An 18,493-nucleotide genomic window follows, 5' to 3' on the forward strand; every position below is an offset into this window, starting at 1 on the left:
GCTTGATTGGCAGAATCGGACAAACACGGTGCCGTTTGTCCGACTTTTTCATATCCATATAAAATGAGGTTGATCGGTATCAGAATGTGGTTTACTGAGTCCTAAATTTTTTCGACAGGCTAATTCTGGAGTTTGCATAATTTTTCACGATAAAGGCTGCGACACTTTTACGCGAGACGAATGTGTCTTTAAAATGCTTCTGGGGTTCTGTTGTTTCAGAGTCAATTTCATCTCCATTCATGAGTCACGCCGCAGGCAAAATAATCTAATTCAGATTAGAGACCTCTAATACATCCGTAGCTTTGCGATATCTTGACCCTGAACGGCCTGTTGCACTTGTTTCAAATTGAATACATCACCTGCGATAACTTTTGTATTGGTAGCTAGATTTGACGCCAATTTTCTTGTATCGCAGACAAATAAGGTTTGAGTGAGATCAGCTTGATTGACGAGCATGTCAATTACTCATTTAGCCAGACGCTCCATGAATTAATATATTTCATTTGAGCTGCCTTCTGCATAGAAAATCCGTCTGTATAGCGTATTCTTACTGTTTTGGATGTCCTTATTGAAGCTTAAATATCCGAATAGACGTGACCCAGAATGCTCAGTTTTTACCTAATTTAATGAGCTTGACGGTTTTTTTTAAGGAATCCATAAAAAGCCTCATCGAAATGAGGCGGTATATTGTTGCGGTGAGTTTAATTAACGAATGTTATGCCACCATTGTTTGAAGCTTTGATGCTCATTATCCAGTTCAACCAGCTCGCCAATCATGGGAGTGGCAAGGCGATATTTTCTGTTCTTTGAATATTCGACAATGCGGGTAATCGGTTCATCCCATGCATGCTTGGCCAAACTGAATTTTGAATGGTGCACAGGAATCATATTGCGTGCATTCAGTTCTTCAGTTGCTTGTGCTACCTCATCAGGATGGCAATGCACTGAACGCCAGGCCGCATCGTATTGTCCATTTTCCATCAAGGCCCAATCAAAGGGGCCATATTTCTGTCCAATCTCGATAAAGTGTTTGTCATAACCGCCATCGCCGGTATAGAAAATCTTTTTATTGGGGGATTGGATCACGAACGATACCCAGAGATTTTTGCCGCCGTCAAATGCACGTCGAGAATCATGATGGGTGGTTTCGGTGATAATAGTAATGCCATCATCAAATTCGATTTTGTCACCCCAATCTCTTTCGATTAGCTTTTCCTTGGGATAACCCCAGTACTCAAAGTGTTCGCCTACACCTAGACCTGTAATGACATATTTAACTTTATCTTTGAGTTTAAGTGTTGTTTCATAATCAAGATGGTCATAGTGATCATGCGAAATCAGTAGATAATCAATATTAGGTAACTCTTCAACGGTATAAATATCAGTCCCTTTATAGGCACGTGTGCCCCAAGGAAAAGGAGAGGCTTTGCCGCTCATGACGGGATCAATCAAAAAGGTTTTGCCATGCAATTGCATAAATACGGATGAGTGTCCAAACCAGATGATGACATCCTGTTTAGGATTGAGGTTGAGTAGATTGGTTTTAACTGAAGGAATCGGATCAATTGGATTGCGATGAGGAATGGTTTTAATAAAGGTTTTGTAGAGTTCTACCGCAATACTTGAACCTTCACTCATTCCAGACTTTTCGATCAGGTTACGGAATTGGCCTTGTCGATAATTGGGAGAGTTCTCGATCAATTGGAGGCGTTTACCAGAAGGGATTTTGCCGAATAGAGGTTGTTGGGTATATATGGCACTGCCAGCAATGAGCAGAACAACAGCGATCGCAAAAAGAATAAGCATAAATGGAGTCCACCTTTTCATTTGAGCATTCGATACAACACTAATAAAAACTAAAAGCGACAAAATGATGAAATATGATCTAAAAGTCGACGAATGAAAACTTGCCTGTAGTGACTGAATTTTTTGCCTAAACTACGGAAACGTTTATTTTCGAGGCGAATTGAATTTGGATTGATGTGATTGAGCAAAAGGAAGTCATTTAGGCAGGGTTGGTTTATGTTAGACTAGCCAAGGTTACAGTGTTGCAAATCACTGTGAATGAGGACAATGAGTAGTTAACATGATCGGGCAGCAAAGAAACATATTGGCAACTTTAGGAATAGATGTTTGGATTCCGAGAGAAGTCGTGTGTCAAAAAAATACTGCACCGAGTCTATGGCGAGATCAAGTGGTGGATGAAGCACCACAGCCTTCAGTACCGATGCTTGCTCCTGTATCAGCTGTTCAAGATCATGTCTTACCTGTATCGACGACAACTACAGTTGAAGCACCTCAGCCTGCAGAAATCATTGCTAAGCCTGTGGTCAAAGAGACAGTTGTTGAAAAAGAGCAGATTGTCATTACAGCGCAGATTCAAGCATTAGAACTGCAAATGTATGTCTTAGAAAACAGTGCCATTTTATTAGAGAGCAGCCAGCTCAGCGATGGACAACGCCAGCTTTGGCAAAATATTCAAAAGGCGAAACTCGGACAATATGCCGAATTGAAATGGCCATTTCCCTTGGCTGCATTGCAAGAGAGCAGAGGGCTGTCGTCTTATATCCAAGGCTTTCTGGATGCCACTGCAAATAACAAAAAAATATTATGCTTAGGTCAACTGGACTTTATTCAGCATTCCAATATATTACATTTAGCGAGTTTAGAAGAAATGCTGGCTCAACCTCTATTGAAAAGGCGGTTGTGGCAGCTCATGCAATAAAGAACGGAAATCGAATCATGAAGAAAGTCGTTGTATTCAGCCAAATAGATCAGGACGTTTTAGCGCAGTTACAGCAAGATTATCAGGTGGTGGTACTCAACCCAAAACTGGGCGATATCAATGAACAGATTCGAACTGAAGTGGTAGACGCTGATGCCATGATTGGTGCAGGGCGCTTACTCAATGAAAGCAATTTAGCTCCGGCCCAAAAACTCAAAATTATTTCGACCGTGTCGGTTGGTTACGATAACTACGATGTCGACTATCTCAATCAAAAGAAAATCTGGCTCGCGAATACACCGCATGTTTTAACTGAAACGACTGCTGATCTTGCCTTTACTTTGTTGTTCAGTGCCGCACGTCAAATTCCTTATCTAGATGCATGGACCAAACAAGGTCAATGGAAACGCACTGTTTCTACTGAACAATTTGGTGTGGATGTTTTTGGTAAAACCTTGGGTATTATTGGCTTGGGGAATATTGGGGCTGCCATTGCCCGCCGTGGTTTTTATGGTTTCAATATGAATATTTTGTACCATAACCGCCGTGAAAAGATTGAAGTGGCGCAAGCTTTGAATGCGCAGTATCGTGACTTAGACCAGCTCTTACAGCAGTCGGATTTTATTGTGGTGGCTGTTGATTTAAATCATGAATCAAAAGCACTGATTGGTGCAGAGCAGTTTGATTTAATGCAAAAACATGCCGTTTTCGTCAATATTGCACGGGGTTCTGTGGTTGATGAGAATGCCTTAGTCGACGCCTTGCAACAACACAAAATTTTTGCTGCTGGTTTAGATGTTTATGCCAAAGAACCGTTGCAAAGTTCTCCCTTATTCGAATTGGCAAATGCAGTCACAGTACCGCATCTAGGCTCAGCGACAGCTGAAACACGTCATAAAATGGTGAAGCTAGCTTATCAAAACCTGATAGATGCTTTAGAAGATCGTACGCCACGTTATCTGGTCAATCCAAAGTTTGAATAATTGCTTACAATGCTGAGCAATTGGTTGCTGCATTATTGCACTATCCCATCTTTTTAAATTGATTAATATTGGTACACTTGCGCCCTTTGTGACTTCATCTTGGGGTGTCTGGTGTTCGAGAAATTAGCTGAACAAAGTTTGGGCTTAATGGGCTGGGAAATTGATAATCATTGGGATTTAAATATTGACCAATGTGTGATGATTGCGGCGCCGCATACCAGCAATTGGGATGCGCTTTATGCCCGTTTGGCATTAAAGGCTTTGGGTGTTAATGTTCGACTTACCATCAAAGACAGTTATATGAAATTGCCATTTGGCCCCTTTGTCCGAGCTATGGGGGGGATTGGAATTGATCGTAGCGTGAAGCATGAAGGTCAAGCACGACCAAGCATGGTTCAACTGATGAGCGATTTATTTAAGATGCATCCCAAGTTGGTGATGTTGGTGACTCCAGAAGGGACACGTGCCAAACAGGAACAATGGAAAACAGGTTTTTATCATGTTGCAATGACAGCAGGTGTACCGATTGCACTTGCCTATATGGACTATGCCAAGAAAAAAACTGGTGTAGGTAAAATTGTCTATCCTACGGGCGATTATCAAAAAGATATGACTGAAATTATGTCTTTTTATGCAGAAATCAATGCTAAATTCCCAGAAAAATTTAGTGTCGATCAGCGTTATGTTGCAACAGAGTGATTCAAGCACTTGCAAAAATCATAAAGTCAGGCAGGATTTCTCTGCCTTTTATAACACTTTGTTGCAAATTTCTCCTACTTTCAATGCTATATTGATTTTCTTTATTAAAATCATAGAGAAACCACTTGAGATCGTTGCTGCTCGCCTGTGGCCTTTTCGCCACAACCCAACTCAGTCACACTGAAGTTTTTTTGCCTTCGCAGGGCGCAGGGCAAACAGAAGTGCCTGAAATTGGCAGTGGCATAGGTTTGCTCGATCAACAAAAAGAAAAATTTATTGGTGAAAAAGTTTATCGTGAAGTGCATCGTCAAATGCCAACAGTACAAGATGCATGGTTAGAAGATCAGTTCTTTCAGGTCTTTTCTGGGATCTTAAGCCAGACCCAACTTGGACAGCCAATTGGTTTAGTCATTATCAAAGATCCTCAAATTAATGCCTTTGCCGTACCTGGTGGTCTATTTGCATTGAATACTGGTTTAATTACCTCTGCCAAAAATATTGATGAGATTGCAGGCGTGATGGCGCATGAAATTGCACACGTTGCACAACGACACTATAGTCGCTCTCAAGAAGCGTTTAAGGGGCAGGGTTTACTCGCATTAGCGGGAATTATCGTTGGTGCTGCCATTGCATCTCAGGCAGATGGTAATGCGGGTGCAGCGGTAATGATGGGGACACAAGCTGCATTGATGGATAAGCAGTTGAGTTATAGCCGTAATCAGGAACGTGAAGCGGATCGTATCGGGATGCAGTTTATGTATGCTGCTGGTTATAACCCGCAAAGTATGGCCGATTATTTTGAAACAATGCATCGAGCGACCAGTCGGGTCAGCTTTTTACCAGACTTCTGGTTTACTCATCCTTTAACCACTGAACGGATGAGTGAGGCGCGTTTGCGTGCCAATCAACTACCTAAAGTGAAATCAAAAATTTATGATCTCGATTTTGAAATTTTAAAACTTTATACTTTGGTTGTTTCTAATCAGGCCACTGAAATTCAATTACAGGCATTGGCGAATCAAAACAATACCGCAGCGCAATTGGCGCTGAGCAAGTTTTATCTTGAACAAGGTGATTATAAGCAAGCACAAGCCAACTTGGATTTGGTGAAAGCGAAACTCAAGAACCATGTGCTGATTCCCTTGATTCAAACTGATATCTATCTAGGCCAAAATAAATTAGATCAAGCATATAGCAGCATTAACTCGATCCAGAAAGTTATGCCTGAAAATAGAGCTTTATCTTATAAGCTAGCAGAGGTGCTGATTCGCCAAGGGCAAATTGCACAGGCGCAGGCTTTGGTACAACGTTTTATCCATAAAAACCAACGTGACATTGAAGGCTGGCAGTTGCTGCAACAAGCCACCAATTTAGACAAAAGTTCACCCTTACAAGCCGTCAATGTGTTGGGTTATCGGGCAGAGGCTGAGTACTGGTCAGGTTATGAAGAAAATGCGATTAAGTCGATGTTGCATGCACAACGACTTGCGAAAGGAAATGTGGCGATGTCGGCTAAGATTGACGCACGGTTGAAACAGATGCAAGATGAGCGTCGTATGAAACTCTAATATGCATTAAAACAATTAAAGGAAAGGCACATGATTCAAGGGCAATGTTTGTGTGGCGCTGTGCAGTATCAATATCATGGGGAAATTGAAAACAGCATTTTATGTTATTGCAGCGATTGCCAACGGGCACAAGGCTCTATTGCGGGCTGGAACAGTCCAGTCGAGCAAAGTAAATTTGAACTGATTACTGGGCGTGAGCAGCTAAAAGAATATTTTCACACGCCAAATAAGGCGCGTGTATTTTGTCAAAACTGTGCCAGTCCACTCTATTCTTACCGCAAGGATTTGCCTGATGTGATTCGTTTACGACTTGGGACGGTGACCGAAGGGAAAGTTCCTGCACCTAAAGAAGAATTTTTTCTTGAGCATAAACCAAATTTTATTGAATTAAGATAAGATGACGAGCGTAAGAAATCGCTGAGAAGTTAGAACATTTATGAAGAAGATTTTAGTTTTTATTTTTGCGATAAGCAGTGTGGGGATCAGCTCAGCAGCATCGATTGAGCAGTACGCAAACTCAGTCGATAAAATTCGAGGCACATATGCACAGGATATTCGGAGTTTTTTACGAACTCTAAATCCACAAACTTCACAATTTAGCCCTGAGCAGCAAGCAAAGTATTGTCAGATTAATCAGCGTTATATTCAGGATATGTCCGATGCGATTGAAAAAAATCGATCATCATTACCAGCGCAATATGCCAGCATGACTAAACAAGATGTAATCAAGCAGGTGGTTGAGTCAAAAGAAATGCAAATGCTTGCAAAATATAATGTTCAGTGTGATTTTAAATAATAAAAATACTTTGGGTTCATTGTTAAAATGAATCCAATTTAAAAAATAGGGGAATATAAAGGAGTTAAGCGGATTAGCTTAATTTTGCTTTAATTTTAGCAGATACTTGTGCAGGATCGGCACGCCCGGCTATGATCGGACGTAGAGAATTCATCACCTTACCCATATCTTTCATGCTAGTAGCTTCTTGAGCAGCAATCGTTTGCTCAATGATAGAATCAAGTTCTTCCTCAGTCATAGCTGCTGGTAGAAATTGAGATATAATCTCAACTTCGGCTTGTTCTTTACTAGCTAAATCATCTCGACCAGCGCCAGAAAAGGCCTTGATCGATTCTTTACGTTGTTTAATTTGCTTTTCAATGACCGCAAGAACCTGAGCATCGTCAAGCTCTTTGCGCTCATCGACTTCGATTTGCTTAATTGCTGCCTGTACACCACGAATAACCGTTACTGTTGCCATATCTTTGGCACGCATTGAGTTTTTTAACACGTCAGTAATCTGGTTTTTTAAAGTATTCATAGTCTCTTCAGCAGTCAATCACAAATTAATTAGTAAAGGCGAGTAGTACGTACAGATTCGCGAGTCAATTTCTTTTGATAACGCTTAACTGCAGCAGCTTTTTTACGCTTACGTTCTTGAGTTGGTTTCTCATAGAATTCGCGCTTACGAACGTCAGCTAAAACACCCGCTTTTTCGCATGAACGTTTGAAACGACGGATAGCTACGTCTACTGGTTCGCCTTCTTTCAACTTAACTTGTGGCATGTAAAATCCTCTAAGATTATGGATAAGATCTAACGCACGATTGCACTAGATCGCAAGTGAAGGTCAGTATTTTACTCATTTACAACTCAGATCACAAGTCTATAATAGCTTCGATATTATTTTTGATCGTTGTAAAGGCAGTTTAATGATTGTTTTGGGCTTAGAAACTTCGTGTGATGAAACTGGGTTAGCACTCTATGATAGCGAGCTCGGCTTACGTGGACAGGTTTTATATAGCCAGATTAAATTGCATGCGGAATATGGCGGCGTTGTCCCTGAGTTGGCATCACGCGATCATGTTCGAAAGATGATTCCTTTGATTAATCAACTGCTTGAGCAAAGTGGTGTTAAAAAACAAGAGATTGATGCAGTTGCCTATACCCGTGGTCCTGGACTGATGGGTGCACTGATGACAGGTGCTTTATTTGGACGCACTTTGGCATTTGCATTTAATAAACCTGCGATTGGTGTGCATCATATGGAAGGTCATATGCTTGCTCCATTACTTTCGGAAACTCCACCGGAATTTCCGTTTGTGGCTTTATTAGTCTCTGGTGGGCATACTCAATTAATGGCTGCCTATGGCATTGGTCAATATGAGTTATTGGGTGAGTCCATTGATGATGCGGCAGGTGAAGCCTTTGATAAAGTCGCAAAAATGATGAATTTACCTTATCCAGGTGGACCGAATATTGCGAAATTGGCGTTACAGGGCGATGCCAAAGCATTTGAATTCCCGAGACCAATCTTGCATCAAGGTTTGGATTTTTCTTTTAGTGGCCTTAAAACAGCGGTTTCTGTACAACTGAAAAAGTTAGGTGAAGAAAATCGCGATGCCGATGTGGCAGCTTCTTTTCAAGAGGCGGTTGTTGATACACTGGTTAAAAAATCAGTGAAGACCTTAAAGCAAACAGGTTTAAAACGGTTGGTCATTGCAGGCGGCGTGAGTGCTAATCTAAGATTGCGCGAGCAATTAGAAACGTCACTGGCAAAGATCAAGGCTCAAGTTTATTATGCCGAGCCTGCATTGTGTACAGACAACGGCGCCATGATTGCCTTTGCTGGATATCAACGTTTAAAAGCTGGGCAACATGATGGTTTGGCGGTGACGACAACACCAAGATGGCCAATGACTGAGTTACAGCCGACCTAAAATGGAACTTATCATTTTTGTCGGTGGACAAGCTTCAGGTAAATCAACATTTTTTAAGCAATATTTCTCTGATACACATATTCGTCTCAATCTTGATATGTTGAAAACCAGACATCGTGAGAAAATATTGTTTAATGCCTGTTTAGAAGCAAAACAGAAAGTTGTGATTGATAATACCAATCCGAGCAAACTAGATCGAAAGATATATGTTCAAGAAGCAAAAAATGCCCACTTTAAAGTGATTGCATACTATTTTGATAGTTGTTTGGATGATTTACTACTACGAAATGAACAGCGAGAAGGAAAAGCAAAAATTCCTGGAGTTGGGGTTATTTCAACTTTTAAAAAGTTAGAAATACCTGAGCTTAATGAGGGTTTTGATGAAATTTACAGCGTTTCAATTGATCAAGAAAATGACTTTAATATGAGCTTGCTGTATCAAAGAGAACAATAATGAGATTTGAAGATTTAGATACAAGATTAAGAAAATATGAGACGGCTTACGATTTCTGTATCCCGCCTGAAAACTATATTGTGGTCAGGCTAGATGGTCGGGGGTTTACACGGCTAACCAAAGAGATCTGGCAATTTGAAGCGCCATTTGATGTACATTTTAGAGATTTAATGGTAGAAACCACAACCCATTTATTACAGTGTGGTTTTAATATCATTTATGGTTATACCCAGAGCGATGAAATTTCTCTTTTATTCCATTACCGCGATGAAAGTTTTAACCGTAAGGAACGTAAAATTCTTTCTATTTTAGCAGGTGAAGCCAGTGCAAAATTCTCTGTTCTGCATGGTCAAATTGCTACTTTTGATGCTCGAGTTTGTATTTTTCCCAATTCGCAATTAGTAGATGACTATTTCCGTTGGAGACAAGAGGATGCTCATCGAAATGCATTAAATGCTCACTGCTATTGGATGTTAAGAAAATCGGGTCATGCCGTAGGTGAAGCAACGAAACAAGTGAAAGGATTAAATCGTCAAGAAAAGCATGATTTACTCTTTTCACAACAGATTAATTTTAATGAACTCCCTGCATGGCAAAAGCGTGGTACCGGTGTTTATTGGAAAGACGTTGAAAAAACGGGGCTGAATCCGAAAACTGGTGAAATTACACAAACGACAAGAAGGCAGTTAGTTGCTGACTTTGAGTTGCCTTTAAATGAACTCTATAGTGAATTTATAGGTCAAAAATTTTTTTGAAAATATTTTTATGAACAGTCGTTCATAATGGAGTAGTAAGTTGAAAATTTCTTATATTTTTACATGTGGCCGATTAGAGTCTTTATTTAAGATTCTCTGCCTCACTCAAAAAGGTGAGGAGAAGGTTGCATCAAAAGAAAAAGTCATTGAACAATATAGAAAAGATATCGCTTTGGGGCGGCCATTTGAAGAAACTGAGCTTTATCAATTGATTGAGCAAAGTGAAGAAAAGATTGTGATTAACCGCTTGAGTAATATTCTGCGCGAAAAACCTACTCAGCAGAAGGGTAGCTTTGATGCGGACGAATATAAGACCGGTGCATGGTCTGAGTTTAGTGATTATAAGCTGGCAGTTCGATTCTCAAATGCGAAAACCGAGTTAAGTGAAAAGCACTTTGCGAAAACGGGTGAGTATATGACCAGTCGTGGTATCGCAAAATTGACAGGCTTTAATCCAAGCAATATTAAGAATATGTTGCATCATAAAAGAAGTGTGGTGAGAAAAATGCTCACAACCTTAGAGAAGTTAGCAAAAGAGTATTAATCTTTAAGCTCTCTTGTCGGTGCAGAGAAATCGATTTTTCTGCACCTAGAATAATTAATAATGGTGGGTTAGCATCAAATTTTAGTTTGTATTCTCAATAATAAATAAAAAGGTAAAATAATGTGGTCGGCTAAAGCAGCAACGATAATTGCATGGTTCAGTATCATTATTATTGCTGTGGCAGCAGTGTTTTCTATTTATGTTCTCAGTATCCCATGTGCCTCTGATCGGATTTGTGAAATGCCACCTGTCCATCTATTCTTTTTCTTGGTATTAATCATCTCGGTGATCTGTAATTTTATCGGCATCATTTTGTCAATCATTGGATTAAAAAAACAAGAACCCATTAAAAAATCAGCCAAAGAGGCACTACGTTTTAATGGGAAAATGATTGTTTTTAGCTTTACAACTGCAATGTTACTACTTTTGATTTTAATGGCTTAGACGAATTACTAAGTCATTTGCTGTGAACGATCTGCTTTAGAGAGTACGGCCAGACACACAAAAATCAGGGCCATACCGACCCAGCCAATGAGTGCTAATTGCTCACCTACCAAGAGAACTGCAAATAAAGCTGCAACCAAAGGTTCAAATAGCGTCAGTGTCGTTGCCGTACTGGCTGAAATCGTTTTTAGGGCATAACCAAATAACAGATAACCGAGAAACATTGGAATCAGCATCATATAGGTGACAACATACAGATTCACAGGTTCGTCAAATAAGTTCGAACCCGTAAAAAATAGTGTCGGTAATAAAATTAAAGCACCAAAACCAAAAATTAATCCCATAGATGCTTTCGAGTCGACGCCACGATCAATCATCTTTTTGGCAGCACAAGAGTATAGTGAGTAAGTCAGTGCCGCGATCAGTCCAAGAATAATCCCAAGGGTTTTCTGCTCTGTTGCAATCGTTTGTGCCGTTGCTTGCGAGTGCGATTCACCAATCGAGAGCAAGAGGACACCAGCAACCCCGAAAATAAAGCTAAAAAACCACTTTTTAGAGAGGGCTTTTTTATCAAAGAATTTTTCTAGTAATGCAGTAAATAAAGGGGCTGAACCAATTGAAACCACCGTACCAATGGTAATCCCTGCCATACGCATTGACGAATAGAATGCCAATGGGTAAATCGCAACCGAGACCATGCCAATCAGTAGCAAAGGGTAGTAAGAGCGAATTTGCGGTAAATGGCTGCGGATATTTTTATAGGCCAATAAGGCCTGTAATAACCCACCACCACCCATGGCGATTGCACCAATGGCTAAGGGGCTTAAATTGGGCGCATAAGAGGCGGCTGTGCCTGTAGTACCCCATAAAATAGAAGCGACTAAAACTGCAATAAAGCCAGAATGAGAACTGAGATTTACAGAAGTACTCTTCACTTTGCAACCTCTTGTTCTAAGAGGTTGTGAACCATGTGTTTAGCGGCAAATACTTTATCACTGGCGCTTTCTAAACCAGCACGAGCAATCGAACCTTCCAAGATAAATGAAAGCAGTAGTGCCAGCTCTTTTACCCGCTGTGGGGTGATACTGAGTTGCTGCAAATGACCCGCTAAAATCGCTTCAATTTCATCTTTATGCTGCTTAACCGCCAAACGTTCAGGACTATGTGCGGGAAATTCGGCGGCTGCATTGAGTAAGCCACAACCACGGAAGCCTTTTTCATAGGCAAATTCAGCATGGTCCTGATAGGCATCAAAAACCGCCAAAATACCCTCAATTGGGGTTTGGATTTGCACTTTTCTTTTTTCGTATAAATCCAGCCATTCCTGATGACGGGCTTCGATATAACAGGTGATTAAGTCTGATTTAGTCGCAAAGTTATTGTACAGCGACATTTTGGCGACATTGGCTTTCTCTGTAATGCTGTTGATGCCTGTGTTACTGATGCCATCGTTATAAAACAGGGTTGCTGCTGCATCCAGAATTTTTTGTTTTGCTGATTTTGAGCTCATAAGAAAATATATTTATGTATACCGACCTACCTATTTTTATGGAAAAGTAAATTATTTGCAAGCAAAAGTTTATGCGTTCTATTTATTTAAGTTGGATTGATAAAAGGAAATCGATTAAAGCGTATGGATCAGGCTTTAATCGATCAGGATTTATTGAAGATTCTTTTTACTGTGGATAAAAGCCAATCCATACACAGGCCATTTCTTCTCGGATTTTAGATTGTTGACCAGCCATGCAACCAGCACCAATGCAATTGAGCCTAAGAGCACAGGGAAGAATAAGAAACTCCAATGATATTGAATGGTATCTGCCGTCAGTAAAATTACTAATGGATTTGCGCCAGCGGGTGGATGCACACAGCGCAAAATTTGCATGGCTGCGATGGCACAGCCAACAGACAGCGCAATGCTCAGTGTCGAGACACCAAACACTTTAAGAAACAGTAGGCCAATAAAAGCCGAGACAAAATGCCCCAAAATCACATTACGAGGTTGTGCTAAAGGCGATTGTGATACCGCATAGAGAATAACGCAGGTTGCACCGAATGGTGCCATGATAAATAGATTGTGGGTGAGCTTACTAAGGAAAATTAAGATCAAGATACTCAATGTTCCACCGATGAGACTTCTTATGACATCAATGGATTGGGGCATGGGGGCGAGATGTTCTCTACCGTTGAATAAAGATAACATGGTGATCTCTATGCGGGGTTGCTTTACGGCGATAATAAAACTAAAATCATAAATAGTACAGATCTGTACTATTTTGATTGAGTAAATTTTTATGTCAAAGTCAGCCAATAAAATTTTGCATACCGCAGAAAAATTATTTTATGAAAATAGTTTTGTTGGAGTGGGGGTTGACCTGATTCGAGACGAGTCTGGCTGTTCAAAAACCACCATGTACACCTATTTTAAAAATAAAAATCAATTGGTGAAATCCGTCTTAAAGGCGCGGGATGAAAAGTTTAGAAACAGCCTGCTGGATTATGTTGCGGATGCAACAGGACGAGAGGCGTTGAGCAGGCTGATCGATTGGCATTTATTATGGTTTCAAGAAGATAACTTTAAAGGTTGCTTGTTCGTAAGAGCGGTCGCTGAGTCGCATTTGGGCGATCAAGAGATCATCTCCGTGTCAAAACAACACAAAGTTTGGATTAGAAACTTAATCACAGCATATCTGCATGCTTATCCAAAGGCAGAGATGTTGATTGAAGTAAGCTATACCTTAATTGAAGGATTGATTAGTCGCTTTTTGGTGGAAGGTTATGATGCAAACGTAGCAGCGCAGATCAAGGCATCGATTCAGCAAATGATCGATGCATTTAATCCAACAGCAGATTAAATGTTGTTCGTACTATTATTCTTATCGTATAACAGTAAGCCTTTGATCAAGTACCAAAGGCTTACTGCTTTTTATTGTTTAAATGCGTTCTGATCTTCTACATCCACATATTCGATATAACCACGACCTTGAACGGGTTTATTTAAATATTCCCCTGTGAAGGTATAAGCACTGGCATAACCAACACCATGACCATAACGGAATGGGCTATCAATTTCCGCAGTGATCTCGAGAACCTTTTGATCAGCATCATCTTTGACTGACCAAGAGAACAGTTGCGGTAAACGCATTTTCTTGCCGCTCGGGGAAATATAATCATCAACTTGATGGGCAATCACCTTAAATTCAACCTTGGTATAGAGTTCTGCTGGTTGGTCGGTATGACGGACGTGCAGACTATAGGCCGCAGGTTGCCCCAGAATATCGGCTTTGGTGAGCAGTAACTGGGTGGTCTCGGTTAAATTAATAATTTGATAAGTGAAAAAGTCTAAAGGCAATTTATAGGGTTCAGGCAGGAGTTTTTTCACCACGCCATGTGCACCTGCTGCACGGGCATATTCATAAGTACATAAGCCTTCGGCAGGGGTGGTTTTACCTTGATACTCAAGCTGACCTTTAAAGTTCGCCAATAGACTAAAATGATCATAGATCGGGGTTTTAATAAACCATGAAATTTGGTCTGTGACATCCAAATCAAACTCAAAGCTGAGCCCATGATAGCTGCCTTTGAGATGAATATTCGGTAATGTGCCTTGAATAGAAACTTCTTCGCCAAGTTCGATCAATGTGCCATTGTCTTGGATATTGGTTTCTTCTGGAATGATGTAGGCTTTTAACAGATGTTCATCTACAGCAGCCGTGCTAGAAAAGAAAGTTGCGGTTTTTCTCGGGTCACCCACAGTAATGTCATCATGGTCAAAAGCCAATGCGCCAGGCGTACCCAACAAAATCATAATATTTAAATAACGATGAGGTTCTGGGAGCAGTGGAAAGAAAACTCCATAATGCGTCCAGGTATAAAATTTTTCTTCTGTACGTGGGCGGATAATTTCAGGTTCCGAAAACGGAAGGGTAGAATATTTGACGGCTTTATCGAGCGTACCTTGTGCAAGCAATAAGCTTTTGCCCATGATTTTGCTGGTCAGGGAGGTTGGTGGCAATTGTTTCTTCATCTGGTTTCCTAGACTCAATCCATGCTGTGAAAGCTAGGGTATGAAAAACAATTGCCAGTGCTAAGCGGAAATGAGGACAAAACCACAGCTTTTGAGGACAATTACGGACTTATTTTATGGGGTAATTTTTCTAGATTTTGTGAACCAATCCAATGTTTTGAGAACTGGTAAGCAGCACGACCAGAGCGTTGGCCACGAGCCTGACACCACTTCAAACTTTCACCACGAACCAGATCGTTATAGTCCAAATTGGCCTTCACAATATAGTGTTCAACGATTGCTAAATAGAGTTGCTGATCCATTGGGTAGAAAGACAACCATAGGCCAAAACGATCTGAAAGTGAAATTTTTTCCTCAATTGCTTCCTGCGGATGCAACTCGGTATATTGCGGTACATCGACTTTACGCACAGGGGTATTTTCATGCATAAATTCAGGTAGCAGGTGGCGGCGATTACTGGTGGCATAAATAATGAAGTTACTTGAACCTGATTGTAAAGAACCATCCAGCACACTTTTCAAGCTGCGGTAATTTTCATCTTCAGCATTAAAAGCCAGATCATCACAATAGACGATGAATTTTTCAGGACGATGTTCAATCAGCTTTTGAATCTTGGGTAAATCCGACAAATCATCGCGTTCAATCTCAATCAAACGTAGCCCTTGGGCTGAATATTGAGTCAGTAGGGCACGTACAATCGATGATTTCCCTGTACCGCGAGAACCTGTCAGTAATACATCATTGGCTGGTAAACCATTCAGAAACTGCAGCGTATTTTGAATGATTTTGTCTTTTTGGCGGTCAATTCCTTTTAAATCTTCAAGATGCATTTCTTTAGGCTGCTGTATTGCAACCAACTGTTGATTTTCCCAACGGAAAGCAATTGCGGAAAAATCAGTGGGTTGTTTTAGTGCAGGCAGCGTTTGCTGCAGCTGTGTTAATACGCTGGATAAAGATTGAAGAATAGACTCGGGTAAATCAAGGATAGCCATAAATATAAACCAAACTCAATGATGAATAGGGATACTATCACTGCTATTACGGAAATAAAGAAAATATCATCAGAAATATCGAAATAAATCGATTTTACCCTTGATTGTTGCTGCGGCTTTTTGCATTGTATAGGTGCAAGAATACAAAAAATAAGCTGAAAATCGGGATTGCAAATGTTCAATAGAGTTCAGGAAAAAAAGAATACATATCAGTCGTATAGAGTTGATGTGTTGCAAGAACGCTTACGACATACCAGCTCATATGATGAATGGAAAGACATTGCACTAAAACTGGATGAAGAGTCGGGCAAAGAGGCCTGGAAATATGACAATGAATCGCCTTATTTTGATGCAGAAATACTCTCTAAACGCTATAACCTATTAAAAAAATATCGAACCCAGCATCGGACGCTTGATCTGATCTATGTATTAAGAGAAGGGCTGTCTTATGACTTTGCTAATATTGGACATCCGATGCTATTTGCCGAAACCTATTTTGGCACGAAGAAAATTATTGAAAATTATGTTGAAGAAATGAGTGACTGTTTACGTTACTTGGCTTCGAGTGAATGTATTACGTTCCAGTTAAAAGAGAAAATTCAGTTTTTTGAGGAATGCCAAAAAGCCTATGGCCAACCTGCTTTAATGTTTTCTGGTGGTGCCACTTTGGGTTTATTTCATACTGGGGTCTGTAAGGCACTTTTAGAGCAAGACCTGATGCCGCAAGTTTTATCTGGCTCAAGTGCAGGGGCGATCATGACCGGTATGCTGGGGGTTTCCACACCCGATAAAGTGCCTGAATTGCTGCAAGGTGAACATTTTTTTAGTGATGCATTTAAGTTCAGAAAAATCAGTGAACTGGTTCGGGGCCGTGGCGGTGTTGCAGATGTGATGTATTTAAAAAAATTCCTGATGCAGAACTTGGGTGATGTCACCTTTGCCGAAGCATACAAACAGTCGAAACGCCATATTAATATTGTGATTGCGCCTTACAACACCGCACAAAACCCACGCATTATGAATGCATTAACTGCACCGAATGTATTGGTCTGGAGTGCAGTATTGGCTTCTTGTGCGGTGCCTGTATTATTTCCACCTGTGCATTTGACCAGTAAGCGCTATGATGGACAGCATACGCCGTATCTCGCCAATACCAAATGGGTGGATGGCAGTATGCGTAGTGATTTTCCGCAGGAGAAAATGGCTCGGCTATATAATATTAATTACACCATTGCCAGTCAGGTGAATCCACATATCGTGCCGTTTATGCAGAGTGATTCAGAAAGATTTCGTCGAGATGTATTGAGTTGGCCAGAAAGAATTATTCGCCATCAAGGTAAAACCATTGCGATGGATGTCATGGATTTAACCCGCAGCTATATGGGGAGTTTTTTCCCGATTCGCCGTATGCTCGATCATGGCTATGGGATTTTAGGGCAACGCTACTATGGCGATGTCAATATTATTGCCAGATATGGGCTACGACACTATAGCTATATGCTAAAAAATCCGCGCCCGAAACTGTTTAAAGTATTGCAACAAGAAGGTGAACGGGCAACTTGGCCGAAAATTGCCTCGATTGAAATCCATGCACGGATTGGTAAAACGATTGAGCATTGTTTAACATCATTGCGAAAGCAGGACGAAAAGCAGCAGAATGAGTTTTACTACGTGGATCTTTAATCCCAACATTCAACTTGAAGATTTAAGTTTAACAATAAAAGCGCAAAGCTATGCCTTTGGGCGGCGTGTCTATATTTTTCAAATCAATCAAGAACGTTATTGGCTTAAATTTCATAAGCTGGGGACTCATCCGCTTCTAGAACAGGCCTTTCTACGGGAACTCGTGTTCTATCAGCAATTTGCTCAGGCGCTACAATTGTTTTTATTGCCCTATCAAGTGATTCAATTAAGCCATATTGCAACAGGCTTAGATCTTGGAGGAGCTGAGCAGGGGCTGTTAACTGTCAATTCAGATGCATTTTTTAGTGATATCACGGTAATCAATGATATTGAAGTAGTAAAACAAAAGATTATAAGTGCATTAGATGTATTAGATGCCTTGCACCAAGCAGGCTGGATTCATGCTGACTTGAAGACTGAACATTTCCGTTTATATGAAGACACATGCCGGTTGATTGATTTTGAGCAATCTTTTAGAGCAGAACAACCCATCCAGACTTTAGATGCAACGCCACATTATATGGCACCAGAGCTTTTTCACGGGGCAGGCAAAAGCATTCAAAGTGATCTTTATGCTTTGGGTATCATTGTGTATGAATGGTTGGCTCAATCACGATTAAAGGCAAAGACTTATCACGACTGGGCCGTTTTGCATTGCCAACAGCTACATATTCAGCTTCCAACTGAATTTGAGGTTTTTCTTCCTTTATTGAAAGGGTTAACCCAAAAGCATGTTAAACAACGTTTTAATTCAGTCTTAGCGGCAAAAAACTGTCTAAACAACCTTGATTTGCCGTAAAAATAAACATCAATACGTGATTTGAATATTATGTGTTCAGTTGATTGATTTTTTTATACGAAAGACTTGTCATGCTGCATCTTTCTCACTAATATGCATACCCATA

At 40.5% G+C, this 18,493-nt stretch carries 23 protein-coding genes; 14 read left to right on the forward strand and 9 right to left on the reverse strand.

Going from position 1 to position 18,493, the window contains the following annotated elements; all coding sequences use genetic code 11:
• Positions 1-285: 285 nt before the first annotated feature.
• The gene (locus Aba26S_RS21400; protein ID WP_005243087.1) at positions 286-456 is read right to left on the reverse strand and encodes a hypothetical protein; all 171 of its coding nucleotides are present in this window, start codon (positions 454-456) and stop codon (positions 286-288) included.
• Positions 457-705: 249 nt separating this feature from the next.
• Complete coding sequence (locus tag Aba26S_RS09250; RefSeq protein WP_043971588.1) at positions 706-1,806, reverse strand: MBL fold metallo-hydrolase; 1,101 nt, start codon at positions 1,804-1,806, stop codon at positions 706-708.
• A 280-nt stretch (positions 1,807-2,086) separates the two neighbouring features.
• Between Aba26S_RS09250 and Aba26S_RS09255 the strand changes: the two genes are divergently transcribed.
• The 6 genes from Aba26S_RS09255 to Aba26S_RS09280 all read left to right on the forward strand — a co-directional run bounded on the left by Aba26S_RS09255 (position 2,087) and on the right by Aba26S_RS09280 (position 6,771).
• Positions 2,087-2,725: a hypothetical protein gene (locus Aba26S_RS09255; protein ID WP_043971590.1), complete on the forward strand. Its 639-nt coding sequence runs from the start codon at positions 2,087-2,089 to the stop codon at positions 2,723-2,725.
• Between the two features lie 17 nt (positions 2,726-2,742).
• Positions 2,743-3,708: a D-glycerate dehydrogenase gene (locus Aba26S_RS09260; RefSeq protein WP_043971593.1), complete on the forward strand. Its 966-nt coding sequence runs from the start codon at positions 2,743-2,745 to the stop codon at positions 3,706-3,708.
• A 111-nt stretch (positions 3,709-3,819) separates the two neighbouring features.
• A complete protein-coding gene (locus Aba26S_RS09265) occupies positions 3,820-4,407 on the forward strand; it encodes a 1-acyl-sn-glycerol-3-phosphate acyltransferase (protein WP_043971595.1) in 588 nt (195 codons plus the stop codon).
• A gap of 191 nt (positions 4,408-4,598) precedes the next feature.
• Positions 4,599-5,975 (forward strand): M48 family metalloprotease, encoded by a 1,377-nt coding sequence (locus Aba26S_RS09270; RefSeq protein ID WP_151742716.1) that lies wholly within the window; start codon positions 4,599-4,601, stop codon positions 5,973-5,975.
• Between the two features lie 30 nt (positions 5,976-6,005).
• Positions 6,006-6,371 (forward strand): GFA family protein, encoded by a 366-nt coding sequence (locus Aba26S_RS09275; RefSeq protein WP_043971599.1) that lies wholly within the window; start codon positions 6,006-6,008, stop codon positions 6,369-6,371.
• Positions 6,372-6,411: 40 nt separating this feature from the next.
• Positions 6,412-6,771 carry a hypothetical protein gene (locus tag Aba26S_RS09280; protein ID WP_043971601.1) on the forward strand — a complete coding sequence of 120 codons (360 nt, stop codon included), beginning with the start codon at positions 6,412-6,414 and terminating at the stop codon, positions 6,769-6,771.
• Positions 6,772-6,844: 73 nt separating this feature from the next.
• Here Aba26S_RS09280 and Aba26S_RS09285 read toward each other — a convergent pair whose 3' ends face one another.
• Positions 6,845-7,291: a GatB/YqeY domain-containing protein gene (locus Aba26S_RS09285; RefSeq protein WP_005243067.1), complete on the reverse strand. Its 447-nt coding sequence runs from the start codon at positions 7,289-7,291 to the stop codon at positions 6,845-6,847.
• A gap of 29 nt (positions 7,292-7,320) precedes the next feature.
• Positions 7,321-7,536 carry a 30S ribosomal protein S21 gene (rpsU, locus tag Aba26S_RS09290; RefSeq protein WP_004652785.1) on the reverse strand — a complete coding sequence of 72 codons (216 nt, stop codon included), beginning with the start codon at positions 7,534-7,536 and terminating at the stop codon, positions 7,321-7,323.
• Between the two features lie 145 nt (positions 7,537-7,681).
• Here rpsU and tsaD point away from each other — a divergent pair, with 145 nt between their 5' ends.
• The 5 genes from tsaD to Aba26S_RS09315 all read left to right on the forward strand — a co-directional run bounded on the left by tsaD (position 7,682) and on the right by Aba26S_RS09315 (position 10,886).
• On the forward strand, positions 7,682-8,689 hold the full coding sequence (gene tsaD / locus Aba26S_RS09295) for a tRNA (adenosine(37)-N6)-threonylcarbamoyltransferase complex transferase subunit TsaD (RefSeq protein WP_043971605.1): 1,008 nt from the start codon (positions 7,682-7,684) through the stop codon (positions 8,687-8,689).
• Between the two features lies 1 nt (position 8,690).
• On the forward strand, positions 8,691-9,143 hold the full coding sequence (locus Aba26S_RS09300; RefSeq protein ID WP_043971607.1) for an AAA family ATPase: 453 nt from the start codon (positions 8,691-8,693) through the stop codon (positions 9,141-9,143).
• On the forward strand, positions 9,143-9,898 hold the full coding sequence (locus Aba26S_RS09305) for a tRNA(His) guanylyltransferase Thg1 family protein (RefSeq protein ID WP_043971609.1): 756 nt from the start codon (positions 9,143-9,145) through the stop codon (positions 9,896-9,898). Before Aba26S_RS09300 ends, Aba26S_RS09305 begins: the two co-directional genes overlap by 1 nt.
• Positions 9,899-9,938: 40 nt before the next feature.
• Complete coding sequence (locus Aba26S_RS09310; protein ID WP_005243063.1) at positions 9,939-10,442, forward strand: hypothetical protein; 504 nt, start codon at positions 9,939-9,941, stop codon at positions 10,440-10,442.
• Between the two features lie 120 nt (positions 10,443-10,562).
• A complete protein-coding gene (locus Aba26S_RS09315; protein WP_005243062.1) occupies positions 10,563-10,886 on the forward strand; it encodes a hypothetical protein in 324 nt (107 codons plus the stop codon).
• 8 nt (positions 10,887-10,894) lie between these two features.
• Here the strand turns inward: Aba26S_RS09315 and Aba26S_RS09320 are convergent, their stop codons facing one another.
• The 3 genes from Aba26S_RS09320 to Aba26S_RS09330 form a co-directional block, all read right to left on the reverse strand.
• Complete coding sequence (locus Aba26S_RS09320; protein WP_043971611.1) at positions 10,895-11,821, reverse strand: DMT family transporter; 927 nt, start codon at positions 11,819-11,821, stop codon at positions 10,895-10,897.
• Positions 11,818-12,396, reverse strand: coding sequence for a TetR/AcrR family transcriptional regulator (locus Aba26S_RS09325; RefSeq protein WP_043971614.1), 579 nt, complete (start codon positions 12,394-12,396; stop codon positions 11,818-11,820). The genes Aba26S_RS09320 and Aba26S_RS09325 overlap by 4 nt, the downstream gene beginning before the upstream one ends.
• A 150-nt stretch (positions 12,397-12,546) precedes the next feature.
• Positions 12,547-13,089: an HPP family protein gene (locus Aba26S_RS09330; protein ID WP_043971616.1), complete on the reverse strand. Its 543-nt coding sequence runs from the start codon at positions 13,087-13,089 to the stop codon at positions 12,547-12,549.
• 91 nt (positions 13,090-13,180) lie between these two features.
• On the opposite strand from Aba26S_RS09330, the gene Aba26S_RS09335 reads away from it, so the two are divergent.
• Complete coding sequence (locus Aba26S_RS09335) at positions 13,181-13,741, forward strand: TetR/AcrR family transcriptional regulator (RefSeq protein ID WP_043971618.1); 561 nt, start codon at positions 13,181-13,183, stop codon at positions 13,739-13,741.
• A gap of 71 nt (positions 13,742-13,812) precedes the next feature.
• Here the strand turns inward: Aba26S_RS09335 and Aba26S_RS09340 are convergent, their stop codons facing one another.
• Positions 13,813-14,913, reverse strand: coding sequence for a DUF6670 family protein (locus Aba26S_RS09340; RefSeq protein WP_043971619.1), 1,101 nt, complete (start codon positions 14,911-14,913; stop codon positions 13,813-13,815).
• Positions 14,914-15,014: 101 nt separating this feature from the next.
• Positions 15,015-15,905 (reverse strand): ATP-binding protein, encoded by an 891-nt coding sequence (locus tag Aba26S_RS09345; protein WP_043971620.1) that lies wholly within the window; start codon positions 15,903-15,905, stop codon positions 15,015-15,017.
• Between the two features lie 174 nt (positions 15,906-16,079).
• Here Aba26S_RS09345 and Aba26S_RS09350 point away from each other — a divergent pair, with 174 nt between their 5' ends.
• Both Aba26S_RS09350 and Aba26S_RS09355 read left to right on the forward strand, forming a co-directional pair.
• A complete protein-coding gene (locus tag Aba26S_RS09350) occupies positions 16,080-17,588 on the forward strand; it encodes a DUF3336 domain-containing protein (protein WP_043971623.1) in 1,509 nt (502 codons plus the stop codon).
• Entirely contained in the window at positions 17,563-18,387 is an 825-nt protein-coding gene (locus Aba26S_RS09355; protein WP_043971625.1) for a protein kinase, read from the forward strand. The genes Aba26S_RS09350 and Aba26S_RS09355 overlap by 26 nt, the downstream gene beginning before the upstream one ends.
• Positions 18,388-18,493: the final 106 nt, after the last annotated feature.

The sequence above is a fragment of the Acinetobacter sp. NBRC 110496 genome (genome assembly GCF_000876115.1).
Taxonomy (GTDB): Bacteria; Pseudomonadota; Gammaproteobacteria; order Pseudomonadales; family Moraxellaceae; genus Acinetobacter.

Excerpts from the sequence above, each read along its gene's own strand:
- Aba26S_RS09330 (WP_043971616.1), bottom strand. The coding sequence starts at position 13,089 with ATGTTATCTTTATTCAACGGTAGAGAACATCTCGCCCCCATGCCCCAA.
- Aba26S_RS21400 (WP_005243087.1), bottom strand. The coding sequence starts at position 456 with ATGCTCGTCAATCAAGCTGATCTCACTCAAACCTTATTTGTCTGCGAT.
- Aba26S_RS09300 (WP_043971607.1), top strand. The coding sequence starts at position 8,691 with ATGGAACTTATCATTTTTGTCGGTGGACAAGCTTCAGGTAAATCAACA.
- Aba26S_RS09305 (WP_043971609.1), top strand. The coding sequence starts at position 9,143 with ATGAGATTTGAAGATTTAGATACAAGATTAAGAAAATATGAGACGGCT.
- Aba26S_RS09335 (WP_043971618.1), top strand. The coding sequence starts at position 13,181 with ATGTCAAAGTCAGCCAATAAAATTTTGCATACCGCAGAAAAATTATTT.
- Aba26S_RS09280 (WP_043971601.1), top strand. The coding sequence starts at position 6,412 with ATGAAGAAGATTTTAGTTTTTATTTTTGCGATAAGCAGTGTGGGGATC.
- rpsU (WP_004652785.1), bottom strand. The coding sequence starts at position 7,536 with ATGCCACAAGTTAAGTTGAAAGAAGGCGAACCAGTAGACGTAGCTATC.
- Aba26S_RS09250 (WP_043971588.1), bottom strand. The coding sequence starts at position 1,806 with ATGCTTATTCTTTTTGCGATCGCTGTTGTTCTGCTCATTGCTGGCAGT.
- Aba26S_RS09325 (WP_043971614.1), bottom strand. The coding sequence starts at position 12,396 with ATGAGCTCAAAATCAGCAAAACAAAAAATTCTGGATGCAGCAGCAACC.
- Aba26S_RS09260 (WP_043971593.1), top strand. The coding sequence starts at position 2,743 with ATGAAGAAAGTCGTTGTATTCAGCCAAATAGATCAGGACGTTTTAGCG.
- Aba26S_RS09315 (WP_005243062.1), top strand. The coding sequence starts at position 10,563 with ATGTGGTCGGCTAAAGCAGCAACGATAATTGCATGGTTCAGTATCATT.
- Aba26S_RS09345 (WP_043971620.1), bottom strand. The coding sequence starts at position 15,905 with ATGGCTATCCTTGATTTACCCGAGTCTATTCTTCAATCTTTATCCAGC.
- Aba26S_RS09350 (WP_043971623.1), top strand. The coding sequence starts at position 16,080 with ATGTTCAATAGAGTTCAGGAAAAAAAGAATACATATCAGTCGTATAGA.
- Aba26S_RS09355 (WP_043971625.1), top strand. The coding sequence starts at position 17,563 with ATGAGTTTTACTACGTGGATCTTTAATCCCAACATTCAACTTGAAGAT.
- Aba26S_RS09255 (WP_043971590.1), top strand. The coding sequence starts at position 2,087 with ATGATCGGGCAGCAAAGAAACATATTGGCAACTTTAGGAATAGATGTT.
- Aba26S_RS09285 (WP_005243067.1), bottom strand. The coding sequence starts at position 7,291 with ATGAATACTTTAAAAAACCAGATTACTGACGTGTTAAAAAACTCAATG.
- tsaD (WP_043971605.1), top strand. The coding sequence starts at position 7,682 with ATGATTGTTTTGGGCTTAGAAACTTCGTGTGATGAAACTGGGTTAGCA.
- Aba26S_RS09275 (WP_043971599.1), top strand. The coding sequence starts at position 6,006 with ATGATTCAAGGGCAATGTTTGTGTGGCGCTGTGCAGTATCAATATCAT.
- Aba26S_RS09340 (WP_043971619.1), bottom strand. The coding sequence starts at position 14,913 with ATGAAGAAACAATTGCCACCAACCTCCCTGACCAGCAAAATCATGGGC.